The sequence below is a fragment of the Ramlibacter henchirensis genome (genome assembly GCF_004682015.1).
In the GTDB taxonomy this organism is placed as follows: Bacteria; Pseudomonadota; Gammaproteobacteria; order Burkholderiales; family Burkholderiaceae_C; genus Ramlibacter; species Ramlibacter henchirensis.
The window spans coordinates 1638697-1662057 of record NZ_SMLM01000001.1 but is presented as its reverse complement, the minus strand read 5'-3'; the positions used below and the strand labels follow the sequence as shown (position 1 = coordinate 1662057).

17 protein-coding genes and 1 tRNA gene are annotated in these 23361 nt (G+C 68.4%); 17 read left to right on the top strand and 1 reads right to left on the bottom strand.

Features of this window, described 5'->3' with window-relative positions; translation table 11 throughout:
- The first annotated feature begins 285 nt into the window (after positions 1-285).
- The 12 genes from rpoB (at position 286) to EZ313_RS08125 (ending at position 18807) form a co-directional block, all read left to right on the top strand.
- On the top strand, positions 286-4398 hold the full coding sequence (gene rpoB, locus EZ313_RS08180; RefSeq protein WP_135262678.1) for a DNA-directed RNA polymerase subunit beta: 4113 nt from the start codon (positions 286-288) through the stop codon (positions 4396-4398).
- A 21-nt stretch (positions 4399-4419) separates the two neighbouring features.
- Positions 4420-8646 carry a DNA-directed RNA polymerase subunit beta' gene (gene rpoC / locus EZ313_RS08175; RefSeq protein WP_135262677.1) on the top strand — a complete coding sequence of 1409 codons (4227 nt, stop codon included), beginning with the start codon at positions 4420-4422 and terminating at the stop codon, positions 8644-8646.
- Between the two features lie 81 nt (positions 8647-8727).
- The gene (locus tag EZ313_RS08170; protein ID WP_135262676.1) at positions 8728-9312 is read left to right on the top strand and encodes a LemA family protein; all 585 of its coding nucleotides are present in this window, start codon (positions 8728-8730) and stop codon (positions 9310-9312) included.
- A gap of 1 nt (position 9313) precedes the next feature.
- Entirely contained in the window at positions 9314-10657 is a 1344-nt protein-coding gene (gene rsmB, locus EZ313_RS08165; RefSeq protein WP_135262675.1) for a 16S rRNA (cytosine(967)-C(5))-methyltransferase RsmB, read from the top strand.
- 19 nt (positions 10658-10676) lie between these two features.
- Positions 10677-11240: a DUF4390 domain-containing protein gene (locus EZ313_RS08160; protein ID WP_240788561.1), complete on the top strand. Its 564-nt coding sequence runs from the start codon at positions 10677-10679 to the stop codon at positions 11238-11240.
- On the top strand, positions 11237-13528 hold the full coding sequence (locus EZ313_RS08155; RefSeq protein WP_240788560.1) for an ATP-binding protein: 2292 nt from the start codon (positions 11237-11239) through the stop codon (positions 13526-13528). Before EZ313_RS08160 ends, EZ313_RS08155 begins: the two co-directional genes overlap by 4 nt.
- A gap of 45 nt (positions 13529-13573) precedes the next feature.
- Positions 13574-14284, top strand: a complete 711-nt coding sequence (locus EZ313_RS08150; RefSeq protein ID WP_135262674.1) for a response regulator — start codon at positions 13574-13576, stop codon at positions 14282-14284.
- 19 nt (positions 14285-14303) lie between these two features.
- Positions 14304-14379: transfer RNA gene (locus EZ313_RS08145), tRNA-Phe, on the top strand.
- Positions 14380-14503: 124 nt separating this feature from the next.
- Positions 14504-15097: an MEDS domain-containing protein gene (locus tag EZ313_RS08140; RefSeq protein WP_135262673.1), complete on the top strand. Its 594-nt coding sequence runs from the start codon at positions 14504-14506 to the stop codon at positions 15095-15097.
- An 88-nt stretch (positions 15098-15185) separates the two neighbouring features.
- Positions 15186-16961, top strand: a complete 1776-nt coding sequence (locus EZ313_RS08135) for a thiamine pyrophosphate-requiring protein (RefSeq protein ID WP_135262672.1) — start codon at positions 15186-15188, stop codon at positions 16959-16961.
- 42 nt (positions 16962-17003) lie between these two features.
- Positions 17004-17975, top strand: coding sequence for a Bug family tripartite tricarboxylate transporter substrate binding protein (locus EZ313_RS08130; protein ID WP_135262671.1), 972 nt, complete (start codon positions 17004-17006; stop codon positions 17973-17975).
- A 151-nt stretch (positions 17976-18126) separates the two neighbouring features.
- Positions 18127-18807 carry a hypothetical protein gene (locus EZ313_RS08125; protein WP_135262670.1) on the top strand — a complete coding sequence of 227 codons (681 nt, stop codon included), beginning with the start codon at positions 18127-18129 and terminating at the stop codon, positions 18805-18807.
- A gap of 4 nt (positions 18808-18811) precedes the next feature.
- Here the strand turns inward: EZ313_RS08125 and EZ313_RS08120 are convergent, their stop codons facing one another.
- Positions 18812-19714, bottom strand: a complete 903-nt coding sequence (locus EZ313_RS08120) for an EamA family transporter (RefSeq protein WP_135262669.1) — start codon at positions 19712-19714, stop codon at positions 18812-18814.
- Between the two features lie 43 nt (positions 19715-19757).
- On the opposite strand from EZ313_RS08120, the gene EZ313_RS08115 reads away from it, so the two are divergent.
- The 5 genes from EZ313_RS08115 to EZ313_RS23255 all read left to right on the top strand — a co-directional run bounded on the left by EZ313_RS08115 (position 19758) and on the right by EZ313_RS23255 (position 23350).
- Entirely contained in the window at positions 19758-20993 is a 1236-nt protein-coding gene (locus tag EZ313_RS08115; RefSeq protein ID WP_135262668.1) for an NAD(P)/FAD-dependent oxidoreductase, read from the top strand.
- A 145-nt stretch (positions 20994-21138) separates the two neighbouring features.
- Positions 21139-22122, top strand: a complete 984-nt coding sequence (locus EZ313_RS08110) for a Bug family tripartite tricarboxylate transporter substrate binding protein (protein ID WP_135262667.1) — start codon at positions 21139-21141, stop codon at positions 22120-22122.
- A gap of 2 nt (positions 22123-22124) precedes the next feature.
- Positions 22125-22841 (top strand): haloacid dehalogenase type II, encoded by a 717-nt coding sequence (locus EZ313_RS08105; protein WP_135262666.1) that lies wholly within the window; start codon positions 22125-22127, stop codon positions 22839-22841.
- Positions 22842-22946: 105 nt separating this feature from the next.
- Complete coding sequence (locus EZ313_RS08100; RefSeq protein WP_135262665.1) at positions 22947-23177, top strand: hypothetical protein; 231 nt, start codon at positions 22947-22949, stop codon at positions 23175-23177.
- Complete coding sequence (locus tag EZ313_RS23255) at positions 23174-23350, top strand: hypothetical protein (RefSeq protein WP_167772545.1); 177 nt, start codon at positions 23174-23176, stop codon at positions 23348-23350. The genes EZ313_RS08100 and EZ313_RS23255 overlap by 4 nt, the downstream gene beginning before the upstream one ends.
- Positions 23351-23361: the final 11 nt, after the last annotated feature.

Genomic DNA, 23361 nt, shown 5'->3' with positions numbered 1-23361 from the left:
GCGACCCCGGCACCGGAGGCTGGAGACGCCCGAAAGGGCCTCCAGCCTTTGGTGCTTCTAAGTGCGTGTCCTGAACGCACCCGAAAGCCCTGGGACAATAGCGGTCTTCCCCCCCAGAGTTTTCGAGTGCCTTCTGACCCGACTGCAGAAGGCGCCTTGGTTCGGGCCGTGTGCAATGCACGGCCGTCCGCCATGGTTGGTAGTGGCCAACCCGCCAAGCAACGCCGGGCCCCTCCACGGGTCCGGCGCGTCAGTTGCGCAAGAGCTCAATAGCCCGGAGATCTCATGGCCTACTCTTACACCGAACGCAAGCGCATCCGCAAAAGCTTCGGCAAACGCGACAGCGTGCTGGAAGTGCCGTACCTGCTGCAGATGCAGAAGGACGCGTACACCGCCTTCCTCCAATCCGACGTGGCGCCTTCCCGGCGCACCGTCGAGGGCCTGCAGGCCGCCTTCGATGCGGCCTTCCCCATCGTCTCGCACAACGGGTTTGTCGAGATGAAGTTCATCGAATACAACCTGGCCAAGCCGGCCTTCGACGTGCGCGAATGCCAGACGCGCGGCCTGACGTACGCGTCGGCCGTGCGCGCCAAGGTGCAGCTGATCATCTACGACCGCGAGTCGTCCACGCCGCAGAGCAAGGTGGTCAAGGAAGTGAAGGAGCAGGAGGTCTACATGGGCGAAGTGCCCCTGATGACCGACAAGGGCTCCTTCATCATCAACGGCACCGAGCGCGTGATCGTGTCCCAGCTGCACCGCTCGCCCGGCGTGTTCTTCGAGCACGACAAGGGCAAGACGCACAGCTCGGGCAAGCTGCTGTTCTCGGCGCGGATCATCCCGTACCGCGGCTCCTGGCTGGACTTCGAGTTCGACCCGAAGGACATCCTGTACTTCCGCGTCGACCGCCGCCGCAAGATGCCGGTGACGATCCTGCTCAAGGCCATCGGCCTGACGCCCGAGTCGATCCTGGCGAACTTCTTCGTCAACGACAACTTCCGCCTGATGGACAGCGGCGCGCAGATGGAGTTCGTGCCCGAGCGCCTGCGCGGCGAGGTGGCCCGCTTCGACATCACCGACAAGAGCGGCAAGGTCGTCGTGGCCAAGGACAAGCGCGTCACCGCGCGCCACACCCGCGAGCTGGAGACGACCGGCACCACCCACATCAGCGTGCCGGAGGACTTCCTCATCGGCCGCGTGGTGGCCCGCAACATCGTCGACCAGGACACCGGCGAGATCATCGCCAAGGCCAACGACGAACTGACCGAGTCGCTGCTCAAGAAGCTGCGCGCCGCCGGCGTGCAGGAGCTGCAGGTGATCTACACGAACGAGCTCGACCAGGGTCCGTACATCAGCCAGACGCTGCGCATCGACGAGACGGTCGACGAGTTCGCCGCGCGCGTGGCCATCTACCGCATGATGCGCCCCGGCGAGCCGCCGACCGAGGACGCGGTGCAGGCCCTGTTCCAGCGCCTGTTCTACAACCCAGACACGTACGACCTGTCGCGCGTGGGCCGCATGAAGTTCAATGCCAAGGTCGGCCGCGAGGAGAGCACCGGACCGATGGTGCTGACCAACGAGGACATCCTCGCCGTCGTCAAGATCCTGGTGGACCTGCGCAACGGCCGCGGTGAGGTCGACGACATCGACCACCTGGGCAACCGCCGCGTGCGCTGCGTCGGCGAGCTGGCCGAGAACCAGTACCGCACCGGCCTCGCCCGCATCGAGAAGGCCGTGAAGGAGCGTCTGGGCCAGGCGGAACAGGAGCCGCTGATGCCGCACGACCTGATCAACTCCAAGCCGATCTCCGCAGCGCTCAAGGAGTTCTTCGGCGCGTCGCAGCTGTCGCAGTTCATGGACCAGACCAACCCGCTGTCCGAGATCACGCACAAGCGCCGCGTCTCGGCCCTGGGCCCGGGGGGCCTGACGCGCGAGCGCGCGGGCTTCGAAGTGCGCGACGTGCACGTCACGCACTACGGCCGCGTGTGCCCGATCGAGACGCCGGAAGGTCCGAACATCGGCCTGATCAACTCGCTGGCCCTGTACGCGCGCCTGAACGAGTACGGCTTCATCGAGACGCCGTACCGCCGCGTGGTGGACGCCAAGGTCACGGACCAGATCGACTACCTGTCGGCCATCGAGGAAGGCAAGTACGTGATCGCCCAGGCCAACGCGGCGCTGGACGAGGAAGGCCGCCTGGTCGGCGAGCTGGTGTCCGCGCGTGAACGCGGCGAATCGATCCTGGTGGGCGCCGACCGCATCCAGTACATGGACGTCTCGCCGGCGCAGATCGTGTCGGTGGCCGCCTCGCTGGTGCCTTTCCTGGAGCACGACGACGCCAACCGCGCGCTGATGGGCGCCAACATGCAGCGGCAGGCCGTGCCGGTGCTGCGCCCGGAGAAGGCCTTCGTCGGCACCGGCATCGAGCGCGTCTCCGCGGTCGACTCCGGCACCGTCGTCACCGCCAGCCGCGGCGGCGTGGTCGACTACGTCGATGCCACCCGCATCGTGGTGCGCGTCAACGACGAGGAAGCCGCCGCCGGTGAAGTCGGCGTCGACATCTACAACCTGATCAAGTACCAGCGTTCCAACCAGAACACCAACATCCACCAGCGCCCGATCGTCAAGCGCGGCGACAAGATCGCCAAGGGCGACGTCATCGCCGACGGTGCATCCACCGACCTGGGCGAGCTCGCGCTCGGCCAGAACATGCTGGTGGCGTTCATGCCCTGGAACGGCTACAACTTCGAGGACTCGATCCTGATCAGCGAGCGCGTCGTCGCCGACGACCGCTACACCTCGATCCACATCGAGGAGCTGGTGGTGATGGCGCGCGACACCAAGCTGGGCGCCGAGGAAATCACCCGCGACATCCCGAACCTGTCGGAGCAGCAGCTCAACCGCCTGGACGAGAGCGGCATCATCTACGTGGGCGCCGAGGTCATGCCGGGCGACACGCTGGTGGGCAAGGTCACGCCCAAGGGCGAGACCACGCTGACGCCGGAAGAAAAGCTCCTTCGCGCCATCTTCGGCGAGAAGGCTTCCGACGTGAAGGACACGTCGCTGCGCGTGGACCAGGGCTCGCAGGGCACGGTGATCGACGTGCAGGTGTTCACCCGCGAAGGCATCCAGCGCGACAAGCGCGCCCAGCAGATCATCGACGACGAGCTCAAGCGCTTCCGCCTGGACCTGAACGACCAGCTGCGCATCGTCGAGGCCGACGCCTTCGACCGCATCGAGAAGCTGCTGAACGGCCGCGTGGCCAACGGCGGCCCGCAGAAGCTGGCCAAGGGCACGAAGATCGACAAGGCCTACATGCAGTCGATCGAGAAGTACCACTGGTTCGACATCCGCCCGGCGGAGGACGACGTGGCTGCGCAGCTGGAGTCGATCAAGAACTCCATCGAGCAGCAGCGCCACAACTTCGACCTCGCGTTCGAGGAGAAGCGCAAGAAGCTGACGCAGGGCGACGAGCTGCCCGCCGGCGTGCTCAAGATGGTCAAGGTGTACCTGGCCGTCAAGCGCCGCCTGCAGCCCGGCGACAAGATGGCCGGCCGCCACGGCAACAAGGGCGTGGTGTCCAAGATCGTTCCGGTCGAGGACATGCCCTACATGGCCGACGGCACGCCGTGCGACATCGTGCTCAACCCGCTGGGCGTGCCTTCGCGCATGAACGTGGGCCAGGTGCTGGAAGTGCACCTGGGCTGGGCCGCCAAGGGCATCGGCCACCGCATCGGCGACATGCTGCAGCAGCAGGCCCGCGTGGCCGAACTGCGCAAGTTCTTCGACGAGCTGTACAACAAGTCCGGCCGCAAGGAAGACATCGCCAGGCTGTCCGACGACGACGTGCTGGAGATGGCGGGCGAGCTGGCCAAGGGCATCCCCTTCGCCACGCCCGTGTTCGACGGCGCGGCCGAGACCGAGATCCGCAACATGCTGCAGCTGGCCTTCCCGGACGAGATCGCGCAGCGCAAGGGCCTCACGGGCACGCGCACGCAGGCGCACCTCTACGACGGGCGCACCGGCGAGCAGTTCGAGCGTCCGGTGACCGTGGGCTACATGCACGTGCTCAAGCTGCACCACCTCGTCGACGACAAGATGCACGCGCGCTCCACGGGCCCGTACTCGCTCGTCACGCAGCAGCCCCTGGGCGGCAAGGCCCAGTTCGGCGGCCAGCGCTTCGGCGAGATGGAAGTGTGGGCGCTGGAAGCCTACGGCGCGGCCTACACGCTGCAGGAGATGCTGACCGTGAAGTCCGACGACGTGCAGGGCCGCACCAAGGTGTACGAGTCGATCGTCAAGGGCGAGCACGCCATCGACGCCGGCATGCCGGAGTCGTTCAACGTCCTGGTCAAGGAGATCAGGTCGCTGGGTCTGGATATGGAACTCGAGCGTTCCTAATTAGGGAAGGTACAGAAGCAAATGAAATCGCTACTCGACCTGTTCAAGCAGTTCACCCCCGACGAGCATTTCGACGCCATCAAGATCGGGATGGCCTCGCCGGAGAAGATCCGCTCGTGGTCCTTCGGTGAAGTCAAGAAGCCCGAGACGATCAACTACCGCACCTTCAAGCCGGAGCGCGACGGCCTGTTCTGCGCCAAGATCTTCGGCCCGATCAAGGACTACGAGTGCCTGTGCGGCAAGTACAAGCGCCTGAAGCACCGCGGCGTGATCTGCGAGAAGTGCGGCGTTGAAGTCACCCAGACCAAGGTGCGGCGCGAGCGCATGGGCCACATCGACCTGGCCGCGCCCTGCGCCCACATCTGGTTCCTGAAGTCGCTGCCGTCGCGCCTGGGCCTGGTGCTCGACATGACGCTGCGCGACATCGAGCGCGTGCTGTACTTCGAAGCCTATGTCGTCACCGACCCCGGCATGACCCCGCTGAAGAAGTTCAGCATCATGTCCGAGGACGACTACGACGCCAAGCGCAAGGAGTACGGGGACGAGTACACCGCCAAGATGGGCGCCGAGGGCATCAAGGACCTGCTCGAAGGCATCGACCTCGACATCGAGATCGAGAAGCTGCGCGGCGACCTGACCGGCTCCGAAGTGAAGGTCAAGAAGAACGCCAAGCGCCTGAAGGTGCTGGAAGCCTTCAAGAAGTCGGGCATCAAGCCCAACTGGATGGTGATGGACGTGCTGCCCGTGCTGCCGCCGGACCTGCGTCCGCTGGTGCCGCTGGACGGCGGCCGCTTCGCGACCTCCGACCTGAACGACCTGTACCGCCGCGTCATCAACCGCAACTCGCGCCTGCGCCGCCTGCTGGAGCTCAAGGCTCCGGAGATCATCGCGCGCAACGAGAAGCGCATGCTGCAGGAAGCCGTCGACTCGCTGCTGGACAACGGCCGCCGCGGCAAGGCCATGACCGGCGCGAACAAGCGCGCGCTCAAGTCCCTGGCCGACATGATCAAGGGCAAGAGCGGCCGCTTCCGCCAGAACCTGCTGGGCAAGCGCGTCGACTACTCGGGCCGCTCGGTCATCACGGTGGGCCCGACCCTCAAGCTGCACCAGTGCGGCCTGCCCAAGCTGATGGCGCTGGAGCTGTTCAAGCCTTTCATCTTCTCGCGCCTGGAGGCGATGGGCATCGCCACCACCATCAAGGCGGCGAAGAAGGAAGTGGAATCGGGAACGCCGGTGGTGTGGGACATCCTGGAAGAGGTGATCAAGGAGCACCCCGTCCTGCTGAACCGCGCCCCGACGCTGCACCGCCTGGGCATCCAGGCCTTCGAGCCGATCCTGATCGAAGGCAAGGCGATCCAGCTGCACCCGCTGGTGTGCGCGGCGTTCAACGCCGACTTCGACGGCGACCAGATGGCCGTGCACGTGCCGCTGTCGGTGGAAGCGCAGATGGAAGCCCGCACGCTGATGCTGGCCTCCAACAACGTGCTGTTCCCCGCCAACGGCGAGCCGTCCATCGTGCCGTCGCAGGACGTGGTGCTGGGCCTGTACTACACGACCCGCGAGCGCATCAACGCCAGGGGCGAAGGCATGGTCTTCGCCGACGTGGGCGAGGTGCAGCGCGCGCTGGATTCCGGCACCGTGGAACTCACGGCGCGCATCAGCGTGCGCCTGACGGAGTGGAACAAGGACCGCGCCAGCGGCGACTTCGTGCCGTCCACGAGCCTCGTGGACACCACGGTCGGCCGCGCGCTGCTGTCGGAGATCCTGCCCAAGGGCCTGCCGTTCGCCACCATCAACAAGGCGCTCAAGAAGAAGGAGATCAGCAAGCTGATCAACGCCTCCTTCCGCAAGTGCGGCCTGAAGGAGACCGTGGTCTTCGCCGACAAGCTGCTGCAGAACGGCTTCCGGCTGGCCACCAAGGCCGGCATCTCCATCGCCATCGACGACATGCTGGTGCCGCCGCAGAAGGCGGAGATCATCGCGCGGGCCGAGAAGGAAGTGAAGGAGATCGAGCAGCAGTACGTCTCGGGCCTGGTCACGGCCGGCGAGCGCTACAACAAGGTGGTCGACATCTGGGGCAAGTCGGGCGACGAAGTGTCCAAGGTGATGATGGCCCAGCTGGCGAAGGAAAAGACGCAGGACCGCAACGGCAAGGACGTGGAGCAGGAGTCGTTCAACTCCATCTACATGATGGCCGACTCCGGCGCCCGCGGCTCGGCCGCCCAGATCCGCCAGCTGGCGGGCATGCGCGGCCTGATGGCCAAGCCGGACGGCTCGATCATCGAGACGCCGATCACGGCCAACTTCCGCGAAGGCCTGAACGTGCTGCAGTACTTCATCTCGACGCACGGCGCCCGCAAGGGCCTGGCCGACACGGCGCTGAAGACCGCGAACTCCGGCTACCTCACGCGCCGACTGGTCGACGTGACGCAGGACCTGGTCGTCACCGAAGACGACTGCACCACCACCGAAGGCTCGCTGATGCGCGCCATCGTCGAGGGCGGTGAAGTCATCGAATCGCTGCGCGACCGGATCCTGGGCCGCGTGGCGGCCGAGGACGTGGTCCATCCCGAGAGCCGCGCGGTCATCGTGCCGGCCGGCAGCATGCTGGACGAAGACGCCATCGAGGAACTCGAGGGCGCCGGCGTCGACGAGGTGAAGGTCCGCACGGCGCTGACGTGCGCCACCCGCTTCGGCCTGTGCGCGCGCTGCTACGGCCGCGACCTCGGCCGCGGCGGCATGGTCAACGTCGGCGAGGCTGTCGGCGTCATCGCCGCCCAGTCGATCGGCGAGCCCGGCACGCAGCTGACGATGCGCACGTTCCACATCGGTGGCGCGGCATCGCGCGCGGCGATCGCGTCCAGCGTGGAAGCCAAGTCCAACGGCGTGATCGGCTTCAACAGCACGATGCGCTACGTGACCAACGCCAAGGGCGAGCTGGTGGTGATCGCCCGCTCCGGCGAAGTCGTCATCCATGACGAGCACGGCCGCGAGCGCGAGCGCCACAAGGTGCCGTACGGCGCCACGCTGACGGTGAAGGCCGACCAGCAGGTCAAGGCCGGCACCGTGCTGGCCAACTGGGACCCGCTGACCCGGCCCATCATCACGGAGTTCGCCGGCAAGGTGAAGTTCGAGAACGTGGAAGAGGGCCTCACGGTCGCCAAGCAGGTCGACGAGGTCACGGGCCTGTCGACGCTGGTGGTGATCGACCCGAAGCGCCGCGGCTCCGCCAAGGTGGTGCGTCCGCAGGTGAAGCTGGTCGATCCGTCCGGCAACGAGGTGAAGATCCCCGGCACCGACCACTCGGTGACGATCGGCTTCCAGGTCGGCGCCCTGATCCAGGTGCGCGACGGCCAGGACGTGGCGCCCGGCGAAGTGCTGGCCCGCATCCCGATCGAAGGCCAGAAGACCCGCGACATCACGGGCGGCCTGCCGCGCGTGGCCGAGCTGTTCGAGGCCCGTTCGCCGAAGGACAAGGGCGTGCTGGCCGAGATGACCGGCACCGTGTCGTTCGGCAAGGAGACCAAGGGCAAGATCCGCCTGCAGATCACGGACCCGGAAGGCAAGGTGTGGGAAGAGCTGGTGCCCAAGGAGAAGAACATCCTGGTGCACGAAGGCCAGGTGGTGAACAAGGGCGAGTCGGTGGTCGACGGCCCGGCGGACCCGCAGGACATCCTGCGCCTGCTGGGCATGGAGGAACTGGCGCGCTACATCGTCGACGAGGTGCAGGACGTCTACCGCCTCCAGGGCGTGAAGATCAACGACAAGCACATCGAGGTGATCGTTCGCCAGATGCTGCGCCGTGTCGTGGTCGAGAACCCCGGTGAGTCCGGCTACATCGCCGGCGAGCAGGTCGAGCGTTCCGAGATGCTGGACACCAACGACGCGCTGCGTGCCGATAACAAGATCCCGGCCACCTACAGCAACCTGCTGCTGGGCATCACCAAGGCGTCGCTGTCGACCGATTCGTTCATCTCCGCGGCCTCCTTCCAGGAGACCACCCGCGTGCTGACCGAGGCGGCGATCATGGGCAAGCGCGACGAGCTGCGCGGCCTGAAGGAGAACGTCATCGTCGGCCGCCTGATCCCGGCGGGCACCGGCATGGCGTACCACCAGGCCCGCAAGGCCAAGGATGCGATGGACGAGGCCGAGCGCCGCGCCATCGCCGAACAGGAAGCGGCGGAGCTGGCCGGCATCACCGAAGGCGCGGCCGCGCCCGAGGCGACCGAAGGCGCATCCGGCGAGTAAGCGGCGCGCTTCACTAAACTAGGCGCCCCATCCGCGAAAGCGGGTGGGGCGTTTTCATTCGGGTCGCACGAACAACACACGATGTCTTCCACGCTGCTTTCCTGGGTCGCCGCCGCCGTCCTGACGTTCTGGGGCGTCGGCGCGTACAACCGCCTGGTACGGCTGCGCGGCGAGGCCAACGCCGCCTTCGCATCGCTCGACGCCGAACTGGCCAAGCAGGTGCAGCTGGTGCACGAGCTGCTGCCGGAGGACGAAGACCCGCCGGCTTCGCTGTTCGATGGCATCGGCGGCTCGTTCTGGGGCGGGCTGCAGGGCGCCGCGGCGCAGCTGGAAGCCACGCTCGCCTCCGCGCGGCAACGGCCGCTGGAGCCGGAGCGGATCGCCGCGCTGGCCTCCGCGCAGTCGGTGCTGGCCACGGCATGGGACCGCGCCGAGCGCGAGGATGCCAACGACCTGGCGGGCGCGCGTTTGCCCGACACGCTCACGAGCACCCGCGCGCACATCACGGCCCAGTGCATCGCCGGCGCGGAGCGCTTCACGCAGGCCGTGCATCGCTACAACGACGCGATCGCGCAGTTCCCGGCCGTGCTGCTGGCGCGGCTGTTCGGTTTCAGGCCGGGTCGCGGACTGGAAGCGATGCCCGTCGCCCGCGGCCCCGCGGCCTGACATGTCCCAGCCGGCGGCGATCCCGCTCTGGCGGCAACTCGCTGCCGCGGCCTCGGTCGTGCGCGGCGTGCGCGCCGGCGAGTCGGCCACGCCCGCCATCGCGCGCGTCTCGCCCGAGTTGCGCGCGGCCGCGCAGGCCCTGTCCTTCCATGCGTTGCGCCAGCTCGGGCGGGCCGAGGCGTTGCGGCGCCAGCTTGCGCGCCGGCCGCCGCCTCCGGATGTGGACGCGCTGCTGTGCACTGCGCTCGCGCTGTGCTGGCAGGAGTCCGATGCACCGTACGAGCCCTTCACCCTGGTGGACCAGGCCGTCGAGGCGGCCAAGCGTTCCCCCGCCACCGCTGCGCAGTCGGGCTTCCTGAACGCCTGCCTGCGCCGCTTCCTGCGCGAGCGCGAGGCGCTGGTCGCGTCCACGGACGCAGACCCGGTCGCCCTGTGGAACCACCCGCGCTGGTGGATCGACCGGCTGCGGCAAGACCATCCGCAGCACTGGGAGGCGATCCTCGCAGCGAACAACACAGCCGCACCGATGACGTTGCGCGTGAACGTGCGCCGCACCAGCCGCGAGCAACTGCTGAAGCAATGGGCGGACGCCGGTATCGAGGCGACACCCATCGGCGAAGACGGTCTCGTGCTCGCGCGGCCGAGGCCGGTGCAGGACGTGCCGGGGTTCGCCGGCGGCCTGGTGTCGGTGCAGGACGCGGCCGCGCAGCTCGCCGCGCCCTTGCTGCTCGACGGCCTCGAACCCGAGCCGGGAAAGCGGCTGCGCCTGCTCGATGCCTGCGCCGCGCCCGGCGGAAAGACCGGCCATCTGCTGGAGCGCGCCGACGCGGAACTCACCGCCCTGGACATGGACCCGCAGCGCTGCGAACGCGTTCGGGAGACGCTGCAGCGTCATGGTCTGCACGCGGAGGTGCTCGCGGCCGACGCCGCCGACGTGAGGAGCTGGTGGGACGGACGGCTCTTCGACGGCGTCCTGCTCGATGCGCCCTGCACCGCCTCGGGCATCGTGCGCCGACACCCCGACGTGCGCTGGCTGCGCCGTCCCGCCGACATCGCCGTGCTGGCCGCGCAGCAGCGCCGTCTGCTCGATGCGCTCTGGCCGCTGGTGCGGCCCGGCGGCCGGCTGTTGTACTGCACCTGTTCCGTATTCCGGGAGGAGGGCCAGCACCGCGTCGAAGCGTTTGTTGCACACAACACAGCGGCTTTTTTGCGGCCCGGCCCCGGCCACTTGCTACCCCATACCGGGGTGGGGGGGCAGGCGGTCCGGGACAATCTTGCAGGTGATCACGACGGCTTTTTCTACGCCGCGCTGGACAGGCGCGCCCCTGCTGCGCCGCTGCGCTGAGCGCAGCCTGTGCGCGCTGGTGGCCGCCCTGCTGTTGCTGGCCGCCGCCGCGCCGGCGCGCGCCGACAACGCCGAGGTCACGCAACTGCGCCTGGAGCGCACCGAGGAAGGCGTGCTGCTCAGCGCCAGTGTCAGCTTCGAGCTGCCGCCTGCGGTGGAGGACGCGCTGCTCAAGGGCATCCCGATGTTCTTCGTGGCCGACGCCTCGCTGCTGCGCGACCGCTGGTACTGGTATGACAAGCACATCGCCGGCGGCTCGCGCCACATGCGCCTGTCCTACCAGCCGCTCACGCGCCGCTGGCGGCTGCAACTCTCGTCCCAGCCGATCGGCAATGCGGGCCTGACGCTCGGCCAGAGCTTCGACACGCAGGAAGAGGCGCTTGCGGCCGTGCGCAACGTCTCTCGCTGGAAGATCGCCGAGCTGTCCGACCTGGAGCCGGATGCGAAGTACAGCGTGGACTTCCGGTTCCGGCTGGATGTGTCCCAGCTGCCGCGGCCCTTCCAGATCGGCGCGGTCGGGCAGTCCGACTGGAGCATCTTCGCCGGCCGCAACCAGCGCCTGGCGCTCGAGAACGGCAGGTGAACGCGCCCCTGCCGCCCACCACTGCAGTGCCGAAGCCCACCTTCGGCAGCCAGCGCGCCGTGCGCTGGGCGCTGCTGGTGGGCGCCGCCGTGATGATCGGCATCGCCATCGTGCTGATGTTCCTGCTCACGCAGGCCACCGGCAACCGCGAGCTGTACGAGCGCAATTACGGCAGGCTGTTCGCGATCAACATGGTCGTGGCCGGGCTGCTGCTGCTGGTGATCGGCTGGTTCATCGTGCGGCTGGCCTCGCGCCTTCGCAGCGGCAAGTTCGGCAGCCGCCTGCTGGTCAAGCTGGCGGCGATCTTCGCGTTGGTGGGGTTCGTTCCGGGCTTGCTGATCTACGTCGTCTCCTACCAGTTCGTGTCTCGCTCGATCGAGAGCTGGTTCGACGTGAAGGTGGAGGGCGCGCTCGATGCGGGCCTGAGCCTGGGCCGCTCGACGCTGGACACGCTGGCGCACGACCTGGCGAACAAGACGCGCGCGGCAGCGAACCAGCTCGCCGAGGTGCCGGACACGAGCGCGGCGCTCGCCCTGGAGCGCATGCGCGAGCCGCTGTCGGCCAACGACCTGATCCTCTGGAGCGGCACCGGCCAGTTGCTGGCCAGCGCCGGCCAGTCGCGCATGCTGCTCAGCCCCGAGCGGCCCACGGCGCAGCAGCTGCGCACGGTGCGCGCGCAGCGCGCCACCTCGGTCATCGAAGGCCTCGAGGATCCCAGCCCCGGTGCGGTGAGCCAGGCCCGCATCAAGGCGCTCGCGGTGGTGCCCGGACCGGGCCTGGGCCTTTCTGCCGAACCGCGCGTGCTGCAGGTCACGCAAAGCCTGCCGCCGACGCTGGTGGCCAACGCCGTGGCCGTGCAGGACGCCCACCGCGAGTACCAGGAGCGCGCGCTGGCGCGCGACGGGCTGCGGCGCATGTACATCGGCACGCTCACGCTCAGCCTCTTCCTCGCGGTGTTCGGCGCCATCTTCCTGGCGGTGCTGTTGGGCAACCAGCTGGCGCGGCCGCTGCTGCTGCTCGCCGCGGGCGTGCGTGAAGTCGCGGCCGGCGACCTGTCACCCAAGCCGGTGCTGCTGGGCAAGGACGAACTCGGTGGCCTGACACGCTCGTTCGCCGAGATGACCCAGCAGCTGGCGGACGCGCGTGGGGCGGTGGAGCAGAGCATGGTCCAGGTCAACGCCGCGCGCGCCCACCTGCAGACCATCCTGGACAACCTGACGGCCGGCGTGATCGTGCTCGATGAACAGGGCCGCATCGAGACGTCCAACCCCGGCGCCACGCGCATCCTGCGCTTTCCGCTGGCGGCGCACGAGGGACGCAAGCTCGCCGAGATCGAAGGCCTGGAATCGTTCGGCGCCGCGGTGCAGGCGCAGTTCGACGACTACATGAACGACCGGCTGCAGCATGGCCTGGACCACTGGCAGCAGTCGTTCGAGCTCAATCCGGTGCAGGGCGGCGGGCCGGGGCAGGGCGGGGCCATCACGCTGGTCGCGCGCGGCGCGGAAATGCCGTCCGACGAGCCGGGCCGCTTCTCGCGCCTGCTGGTGTTCGACGACATCTCCGAGATCGTCTCCGCCCAGCGCGCGCAGGCCTGGGGCGAGGTGGCGCGGCGGCTCGCGCACGAGATCAAGAACCCGCTCACGCCGATCCAGCTGTCGGCCGAGCGGCTGGCGTACAAGCTGGGCGACAAGGTGGCGGAGCCCGAGCGGGCGGTGCTGCGCAAGTCGGTGCAGACGATCGTGGACCAGGTCGACGCGATGAAGCGGCTGGTCAACGAATTCCGCGAGTACGCGCGGCTGCCGTCGGCGGAGCTCAAGCCGATCGACCTCAACGGGCTGGTGAGCGACGTGCTGCACCTCTACGTGCGCGTGGGCGAATCGGGCGCCGGCTCGCAGGTGCCGGTGCGCGCGGAGCTGGATCCCACCTGCCCCAAGATCCTGGGCGATGCGCAGCAGTTGAGGCAGGTCATCCACAACCTGCTGCAGAACGCGCAAGATGCCACCGAAGCGTCGGCCACGCGCGAAGTGCTGATCCGCACGCAATGGAACGAGGCCAACCGCCGGGTGCGCCTGGTCGTGCGCGACAGCGGCACGGGCTTTCCCGAGCACATCCTCAAGCGCGCCTTCGAGCCCTACGTCACCACCAAGGACAAGGGGACGGGGCTCGGCCTTGCGGTGGTCAAGAAGATCGCGGACGAGCATGGGGCTCGCATCGACGTGAAGAACCGGGTGGAGGACGGAGTGATTGCGGGGGCGCAAGTCTCGCTATCATTTGCAGTTGCGGCCTGACAACAATCCTGTTGCGCCGGCAGTAGGCGCAGCACATTCGAGAACATGGCAAACATACTGGTGGTCGACGACGAACTGGGCATTCGCGACCTGCTCTCCGAAATCCTCAACGACGAAGGCCACAACGTCGAACTGGCGCAGAACGCCGCGCAGGCCCGATCCGCCCGCGCACGATCCCGGCCCGACCTCGTGCTCCTGGACATCTGGATGCCGGACACCGACGGCGTCACGCTGCTGAAGGAGTGGTCCAGCACCGGCCAGCTCACGATGCCCGTGATCATGATGAGCGGCCACGCCACCATCGAGACCGCGGTGGAGGCCACCAAGATCGGCGCGCAGTCGTTCCTCGAAAAGCCGATCACGATGCAGAAGCTGCTCAAGGCCGTCGAGGGCGCGCTCGCACGCGAGACGCCCGGCAACGGGCCCGCCCTGCGTCCCAAGCCCGGCCCGGGCTACGTCAGCACGCCCGTCCCCCAGATGGCCGAGCTGACGGTGGAAGCCGCGATGACCGGCGGGCAGACCATTCCCGCGCCCGTCGAGATGGGCCCGCAGGCGCGCCAGACGTTCGAGTTGGACAAGCCTCTGCGCGACGCGCGCGACGAATTCGAGAAGAGCTACTTCGAGTTCCACCTGGCCAAGGAAGGCGGCTCGATGACGCGCGTGGCCGAGAAGACGGGCCTCGAACGCACCCACCTCTATCGCAAGCTCAAGCAGCTGGGCGTGGACCTCTCCAGAGGGAAGCGCAGCGCGGGCTAGGCTATAATTGCCGGCTCACGGCCCGGTAGCTCAGTTGGTAGAGCAGCGGATTGAAAATCCGCGTGTCGGTGGTTCGATTCCGCCCCAGGCCACCAGATTCGACGCCTCGGCAGCTTCACGGCTCCGGGGCGTTTCTACTCATCGGCAGCGGCTTCTTCAAGACTACCTCCACGGTGTGCGAAGTCGCGCGAGAATGCCTGAGTCCACCGGAAGTTACTGATGAGATTGATGCGAAGCGGCGATGAAGTGAAGGCGTTCTGGGCGGAGTTGAAGCCGTGCGATCACCTGGTCGAGATGTACGAAGCCGAAGGGGATTTCCTGGACTCCCTGGAAAGCTACGTGCACGACGGCCTTGTTGCGGGTGATAGCGTGGTGCTGATTGCCACCGAGGATCATCTCGGCGCACTCGAACAGCGTCTTGCCGTCAGCGGCGTTGATTTGAACGCAGCCCGCAAGGAAGACCGGTACATCGAGCTCGATGCGGAAGAGACCCTGGCGAAGTTCATGGTGAACGGCTGGCCGGACGAAGAGCGCTTCAAGCGCGTCGTCGGCGACCTGCTGGGCCGGGCGGGTGCGAATGGCGCCAACGTCCGCGCGTTCGGCGAGATGGTCGCCTTCCTCTGGGCCAAGAAGCTCTACGCCGCGACGGTGAGGCTGGAGCACCTCTGGCACAGGTTCTGTGCCGAGGAAGGTTTCTCGCTCCTGTGCGCCTATCCGGTGAGTGGGCCGACCAGCTCGAGCGCTGTTTCCATGCGGGAGATCTGCCAGGCCCACAGCCATGTGATCACGAAGTCCGGCGTAGCCCCGGTCTGACGCGCCACCGCGCGGCCGCGCGAAGACGAAAGTTCGCCGGGATCGAGCCGATCATTCCGAGGGCGGGATTCACGTATCGTGGGTCTCCATGAACGACTCTTCTGGAGCTCGCCCCACGCGCAAGGCTGCGGGCGCTGACGACGCAACTCCGCAGCCCACCGCCGCCGCCCGCCTGCTGACCGAAGCCGCCCGGCTCGGCATCGACTGCATCTTCACCAACCTCGGCAGCGACCATCCCGCGTTCATCGAGGCCTTCAACGCGATCGAGGCGAACGGCGGCGCGATGCCGCGCATCGTGGTGTGCCCGCACGAGATGACCGCGCTCAGCGCGGCGCATGGGCATGCGATGAAAAGCCGCCGGCCGCAGATGGTGCTGGTGCACGTGGACGTCGGCACGCAGAACCTGGGCTCCAGCATCCACAACGCCGCGCGCGGCCGCGTGCCCGCGGTGATCGTGGCCGGGCTCTCGCCCGTGACCGTCAGCGGCGAGCGGACCGGCGCGCGAACCGAGTTCATCCACTACACGCAGGACTCCACGCGGCAGCACGAGATCGGCGGCCAGTACATGAAGTGGTCGTATGAAGTCCGCGCGGCGGAGATGGTCGACCAGGTGCTGCTGCGAAGCGTGCAGATCGCCGCGACCGTTCCCGAGGGCCCTGTCTACCTCACGGGTGCTCGCGAAGTGTGGGAAGAGCCCGCGGCGGCGCCGGCGCAATCGCTCGCGCACTGGAACGCGGTGGCCCCGGCCGTCATTCCGGCCGCCGACGTGCGCGAGCTGAGCGACGCGCTTTGGTCCTCGCGCAAGCCGCTCGTGATCACCACCTACCTCGGCCGGCAGCCGCGCGCCGCGGAAGTGCTGGCGGAGCTGTCGCGGCGCATCGGCATCGCGGTGTGCGAAGTCAATCCGCAGTACGTCAACTGCCCGGGCGACCACGAGCACCACGTCGGCTACCGGCGCAATTCACTGGTGGATGAAGCCGACCTGATCCTGATGCTCGACGTCGACGTGCCCTGGATCGTGTCCAAGGTGGCGCCGCGCAGCGACGCGAGGCTGTTCCACCTGGACTGCGATGCGCTCAAGGCGGGGATGGGCTTCTGGCATTTCCCGGCCGAGCGCACCTGGCAGGCCGGCAGCCTGGCCGTCCTCGAGCAGTTGCTCGCCTTGCCGACACCCGCGAAGGAGCCGGGCCGTGCGGAGCGCGTGCAGTGGATCGCAGCCGCGCGCGAGAAGCTCGCGCTGCCCGATCTGCCCGTGCCTGCCGACGACGCCATCAACGTCCAGCAGCTCAGCGAGGCGATCTCGCGTCTCGTCAACGACAAGACGGTGATCGTGTTCGAGTCGCCCACGGCAACCGAGCGCGTGCTGCACACGCTTCGCATGAGCCGTCCGGGCAGCTACTACGCCAACGGCGGAAGCGGCCTGGGCTGGAGCATCAACGCCGCGATCGGCCTGAAGCTGGCCGACCCCCAAGCGGAGGTGGTCACGCTGGTGGGCGACGGCAGCTATGTCTTCGGCGTGCCATCCAGCACGTACTGGGTGGCCGAGACCTACGGGGCGCCGCAACTGACCATCATCTTCAACAACGGCGGCTGGCATGCGCCCAAGGTGTCGACGCTGCTGGTGCATCCCCAGGGCGCAGCGAAAACCAGCGACCGCTACTGGATCACCACGAGCGCGCGGGCCCGGCTGGCCGATATCGCCGCTGCCGCGGCGGGTGCGGCGGCTTTCCGCGTGAGCCATGCGAGCGAACTGGATGCCACGTTGCAGCAGGCGCTGCTCACGGTGCGGGGCGGCCGCAGCGCCGTCGTCGAAGTGATGACCTTGCCGATCTCGCGCCAGGTGCTCGGAGCCGCGCCGGCGTAAAAGAGCGTCGATCGCAAGGCAACGAAACGAAGGAGACATCACATGGACAGACGAACCGCATTGGCCGCCACGCTGCTGGCCGGCGCCGGCTTCCCGGCAGTAGCGCAGCTACCCGCGAACTACCCGAACAAACCAATCCGCATGATCGTGAACTTCCCGCCGGGCGGATCGCTCGACGTGATCACGCGCACCGTGTGCCAGAAGCTGGCCGAGCAGCTGGGGCAGCCCGTCTTCGTGGAGAACCGCGCGGGCGCCGGCGGCAACATCGGCGCGCAGGCGGTGGCGACCGCGGCACCCGACGGGTACACGCTGCTGTCGTCGCCGCCGGGGCCGCTGACCATCAACCAGAACCTGTACAAGGAGATGCCGTTCGATCCGAACCGGCTGGCGCCGGTCGTGATGATGGCGGGCATGCCGAACGTGATCACGGCCCGGAACGACTTTCCGGCGAACACGGCGCGCGAACTCATCGCGTACGTCAAGGCCCATCCCGGCAAGGTCACCTACGGTTCGCAGGGCAACGGCTCCACCTCGCACCTCACGGGCCAGATGTTCGCCACCATGATCGGCGGCGAGATGGTCCACGTGCCGTTCCGCGGCGAGGGACCGGCGCTCACCGAGCTGCTGGGCGGGCGCCTGGACCTGTTCTTCGGCAACACCGCGTCGGTCATGAAGTACCGCGATGCGAAGCAGGTGAAGCTGCTGGGACTGGCTTCGGCCAAGCGCAGCGCGATGACGCCGGAGGTGCCCGCGGCGCCGGAGTTCGGGATGCCCGAGTTCATCGCGTCGGCCTGGTTCGCCGTCGCAGCGCCTCCCGGAACGCCCCAGGCGATCGTGGACAAGCTCAATGCCGCCATCGTCGACATCATGAAGATGCCGGACGTGCGGGAGCGGTTTGCCGCGCAGGGATCGGAGGCCATCGGCGGTTCGCCGGCCGACATGGCCGCGTTCCTCACCGCCGAGCGGGCCCGCTGGAAGAAGGTGATCGAGACGGCGAACGTGAAGGCCGATTGAGGATGGGCTGGGCGCGTGCTGCACAGGCACGCTGTTTGCCGGGTCCGCGCATCTCATCATTCGGGGTGCACGTATGCCTGAACAAAAAACCACGCGCCTTCTTGCCGCCCTCGCTTGCCTCCTGCTCTGCGCCCACGTCCACGCGGACGTGATGAACCTCGACCGTGGCGTAGGCGTCGAAGTCACCGATGCCCAATCCCTGAAGGAGGGGGACAAGCAGTTCCAGTTCACGACCCGCTTCGACCGCGAACGCGGCGGTGACAAGCAGTTGCTCCTGGAGCCCGAGTTCCAGTGGGGCTTCGCGAAGGACTGGCAGGGTTCGCTCTCGATCCAGGGTCTCGCCGGGTCGGCGGACCGAACGGGGAGCGGGGACATCCGCGCCTCGCTGTTCAGGCGCTTTATCGAAGAGCGCGGCTGGCTGCCGGCCTTGGCAGGCGAACTGCAGCTCGACCTGCCGAGCGGCAAGGACACGCGCGGCGTCGATCCCACGCTGCGCCTGATCGGCACCAAGTCGCTGGGCGAGGGAGGCAAGCAGCAGTTCCACCTGAACCTCGGCTGGACCCGGAACAACTCGCCCGAGCCGGGCGAGCGGCGCGAACGCGGCCAGGTCATCGTCGGCTACAGCCTGCAACTCGGCGAGCGCTCGGCGCTCGTGGCCGACGTGATCCGGGAGCACCAGCGCGAGGTGGGGCAGATGGCCACGATCGCGGAGGTCGGCTATCGGCGCGAGCTGAGCGAGCAGACCACGCTCGGGGTCGGCATCGGCGCAGGGCGCGGCAGCGACAGCGCGCCGCGGTGGCGGCTGACCGCGGCGATCGAGCGCGGCTTCTGATTCGCTAGCGCTTCTTCAGTTCGCCGCCGGGCACGCCGATGCGCGCCTGCGGCCAGAGCAGATTGAGCGCGAGCCCGCTGATCACCAGGGCCGCCGCCACCAGCTTCCACGCAGGCAGCGGCTCGCCGAGCCACAGCGCCGAAGCGCCCATGCCGAACACCGGGATCAGCAACGCGAGCGGCGTGACCGTCGCGGCGGTGTAGCGCGAGAGCAGCCAGTTCCACGCGGCGTATCCGAACAGCGAATTCGCCCACGACTGCCAGCCGACCGCAGCCCAGGCGCCGGGCGATGCCTGCTGCACGCTCGCGGCGATCCTGTCCCAGCCCTCGAACGCGAGAGACAGCGCAAACAGCACCGGCACCGCGAACGCCGAGGACCACACCACATAGGCGACCATGTTGATGCTGCCCGCGCGCTTGGTCAGGATGTTGCCGCCGGCCCAGGACGCGGCGGCGCCCAGGACCAGCAGCAGGCCGGCAACGGTGGTGGTCGCGTCGGTGTGCCATCCGACGACAGCCAGTCCTGCGGCCGCCACGAGCACGGCGATCACCTGGTAACCGCGGATGCGCTCGCCCGCCAGCCACATGGCCAGGCCGATGGTGAAGAACACCTGCGTCTGCACGACGAGCGAAGCCAGACCGGGTGAGATGCGGCCGTCGATCGCGAGGTACAGCATCCCGAACTGGCCGGCCCCGATGAGAAGGCCATAGCCCGCCAGGTTGGACAGCGGCACGCGCGGGCGAGGCAGGAAGAACATCGCCGGCACCAGCGCGAGCAGGAACCGCAAGGTGCCCAGCAGCAACGGCGGCAGTTGATCGAGAGCCGCCTTGATGACGACGAAGTTCGTGCCCCAGACGGCGACGACGGCCAGCGCCAGCAGCCCGTGGGCGGGGGAGATGCGGGACATGCGCCGAGCATAGGCGCAGCCGGCAGTGGCTAAACTGCCGCGCATGCATCTCGTCGTGCTCGGCACCGGCATCGTGGGCACCTGCGCAGCCGCCTGGCTGCAGCGCGATGGCCACCGGATCACCTTCGTTTCTCCCGTGCCGCCGGGCGAGGCCTGCTCGTTCGGCAACGCGGGTTCGCTCTCGCCCAGCGCCTGCCTGCCGGTGGGCATGCCCGGCATGTGGAAGCAGGTGCCCGGATGGCTGCGCGACCCGGAAGGGCCGCTGGCGATCCGTCCCGCGTACCTGCCCACCGTGCTGCCATGGCTGATGCGGTTCCTGCGGCATTCGACGCGCGAGGAAGTGGTGCGCATCGCCACCGCGATGCGCGGGCTGCTGGCGCCGATCTTCGACAGCTACGGCCCGTTGCTGGAACGCGCTGGCGCGACGCAGCTCGTGCGCCGCACCGGCTGCCTGTACGTCTACGGCTCGAGCCAGTCGGCCGCGCGCTGGCGCTGGGGCATGGACCTGCGCCGCAGCCTCGACGTCGAACTGCGCGACGTCGGGGAGGAGGAGCTGGCGCAACTCGAGCCCGACCTGCGCGGCCGCTTCCGCTTCGGGATCCTCGCGCCCGACAACGGCTCCACCCTGGACCCCGAGGCGCTGGTCAAGGCCCTGCATCGCCAATGCCTGGCCGACGGTGCGCAGATGGTGCCGGGTGAGGCCACCGGCTTCGAGCGGCGCGGCGACACGGTCACAGCCGTGCGGCTCGCCTCCGGCCAGACGCTGCCGTGCGATGGCGTGGTGATCGCTGCCGGCGCATGGTCCCGGCAACTCACGGCCCAGCTCGGCACGCGAGTGCCGCTCGAGACCCAGCGCGGTTACCACGTGACGGTGCAGAGCAATAACCTGCAGTTGCGGCACACGGTCTTCGCGTCCGAATACAACCTGATGGTCAACCCGATGGCGATGGGCCTGCGGCTGGCCGGCAGCGTGGAGTTCGCCGGCCTGAAGCCGCCACCGAACTACGGAAGGGCCGACGTGCTGCTGGCGAAAGGCCGCGAGATGTTCCCGCACCTGGACAGCTCGCGCATCAAGCGCTGGATGGGCCACCGCCCCTGCTTGCCCGACAGCCTGCCGGTGATCGGGCGCGCGCCGCGGATCGCCAATGCCTGGCTGGCGTTCGGCCACGGGCATGTGGGGATGTGCGCCGGGGCGAGCACGGGCCGCGAGCTGGCGCACCTGGTCGCCGGCCGCCCCACGCAAGTGGACCTGCGGCCGTTCGCGCCGGACCGGTTCTGATCGCTCGGCGAATCGATCGCGAGCCGGAGCCCATCCGCAGCGCGAATGTCGGGAGGGGCAAACCCTGCGTCGCCACTTGCGCCATCCGCGCCAGACTGCGGCCTCATTGCTTCCACGCGCACCCATGACACGACGAACCCCGACCATGTCCTCCGCCCTTCGCCGCCGCCACTTCACCGCCTTCGCCGCACTGGCTGCACTGCCGGGAGTGGCGAGCGCGCAGTCCGCCTTCCCGAGCAAGCCGATGCGCATCGTCGTGCCCTTCCCGCCCGGCGGCAGCACCGACCTGCTCGCGCGCAGGCTCGGCGAGAAGCTGGCGCTGTCGTTGGGCCAGCCGGTCGTCGTGGAGAACAAGCCGGGCGCGGGTGGCACAACCGGAGCGGATGCAGTGGCCAAGTCGCCGCCGGACGGCCACACGCTGCTGATGGGCGTCACGGGCAGCAACGCCATCGCCGCGAGCCTTTATCCCAGGCTGCCGTACGACACGCTGCGCGACTTCACGCCGGTAAGCCTGGTCGTGTCCGCGCCGCTGGTGCTGGCCGTGAACAGCAGCAGCAACCTGCGCACGGTGCGCGACTACGTGGCGGCATCCAGGGCCGACTCGATCACCTACGGCACGCCCGGCAACGGAACGTCCATGCACCTGACCGGCGAGATGTTCAACCTGGCCACCGGCGCGCGGCTGACGCATGTGCCCTACAAGGGCAGCGCGCCCGCGCTCAACGACATGCTGGGCGGCAGCCTGCAGTCCATGTTCGGCGACTTCCTCGTGCTGCTGCCGCAGATCCGCGCGGGCAAGGTGCGGCCGATCGCGGTGACCTCGACGCGGCGCCACCCCATGCTGCCGGATGTGCCCACCATCGCGGAGAGCGGCCTGCCGGGCCTGGAGCGGTTCGAAGCGACGTCCTGGCAGGGCCTGTTCGCGCCCGCAGGCGTTCCACGCGACGTGCTGATGCGGATCAATGCCGAGCTCGTGAAGGCGCTCGAGTCGCCGGACATCAAGGAGTTCTTCGGCAGCCAGGGATTCCTCGTGGTCGGTTCATCGCCCGACCAGTTCCGCACGCTGATCGAGGCCGAGGTGCCCAAGTGGGGCCGCGTGATCAAGGCCGCCAACGTGAAGGTGGATTGAACATGGCCGCAGCGGCTCTCGCGAACCAGGTGGAGGTGCTGGCCTTCGACATCTTCGGCACCGTGGCCGACTGGCACGGCAGCATCGTGCGCGAGATGCGCGAACGCCATCCGCAGGTGGACGGCGACGCGTTCGCGCGGGCCTGGCGCGCCGGGTACAAGCCGGCGATGGCGCGGGTGGCCAGCGGCCAGCTGGGCTGGACGCTGATCGACGACCTGCACCGCATGATCCTCGACGACATCCTTCCGCGCTTCGGGCTCGCCCACCTGGGTGGGGAGGAGCGGGAGGATCTCAACAAGGTCTGGCACCGGCTCGATCCGTGGCCGGACAGCGTCGCGGGGCTCGAGCGCCTCAAGCGTCGCTACATCCTGTGCACGCTCTCGAACGGCAACATCGGCCTGCTCACCCGCATGGCCAAGCGCGCGGGGCTGCCGTGGGATTGCGTGCTCTCGGCCGAGGTGTTCCGCGCGTACAAGCCCGACCCGGCCACCTACCTCGGCGTCGCCAAGGTGTTCGACGTCGAGCCCGGCCAGGTCATGCTGGTCGCGGCCCATCACGAGGACCTGGAAGGGGCGCGGCGCTGCGGTCTGCGCACCGCCTACATCGAACGCCCGCTCGAGTTCGGCGCGGCCCAGCCGAAGGACGTCTCGGCGCGGCCCGCCAATGACCTGCATTGCACGAGCCTGGCGGACCTCGCGGACCAATTGGGACTCGGCTGAGCTCCTGTCGGTGAGGGCTGACAGCAAGCCGCGCGCCCGGCCGAGTGCGGCTTCGACCGATGCGGTCCAGCATGAATCAAAGCCCATCGCAGGAGGCAACCCCACATGCCGACCGATACCACGCCCGATCCGCGCGACATGGAGCGCATGCCCGAAACCCAGCAGATTCCGCAGGCCACGCGCGAGGTCGCGGACAAGCCCGACATCCGCCGGCGCCCGGCCCTGCCCGAGCAGCCGAGGACGATGACCGCCGACGTCGTCGAGGACGAAGGCGCCGATCCGGTGGTCGAGAGCGGTCCGACGGAATCGACGGACCGCCAGCGGGAGCGTCCATGAACACCCCGCGGCGGCTGCACGATGTGCCGGCCCCGGAGAACGTGCCGCCGGTGAACAACCCCGACCCGCAACCCGGGGACGGCAAGCCGAAGATGCCGCCTTCGGAAGACGGCCGCGAGAAGACGCCGGTGGAACTGCCCGGCAAGCCGCACGCGCCCGAACGCGTGATCTGACGGCGAGGAGC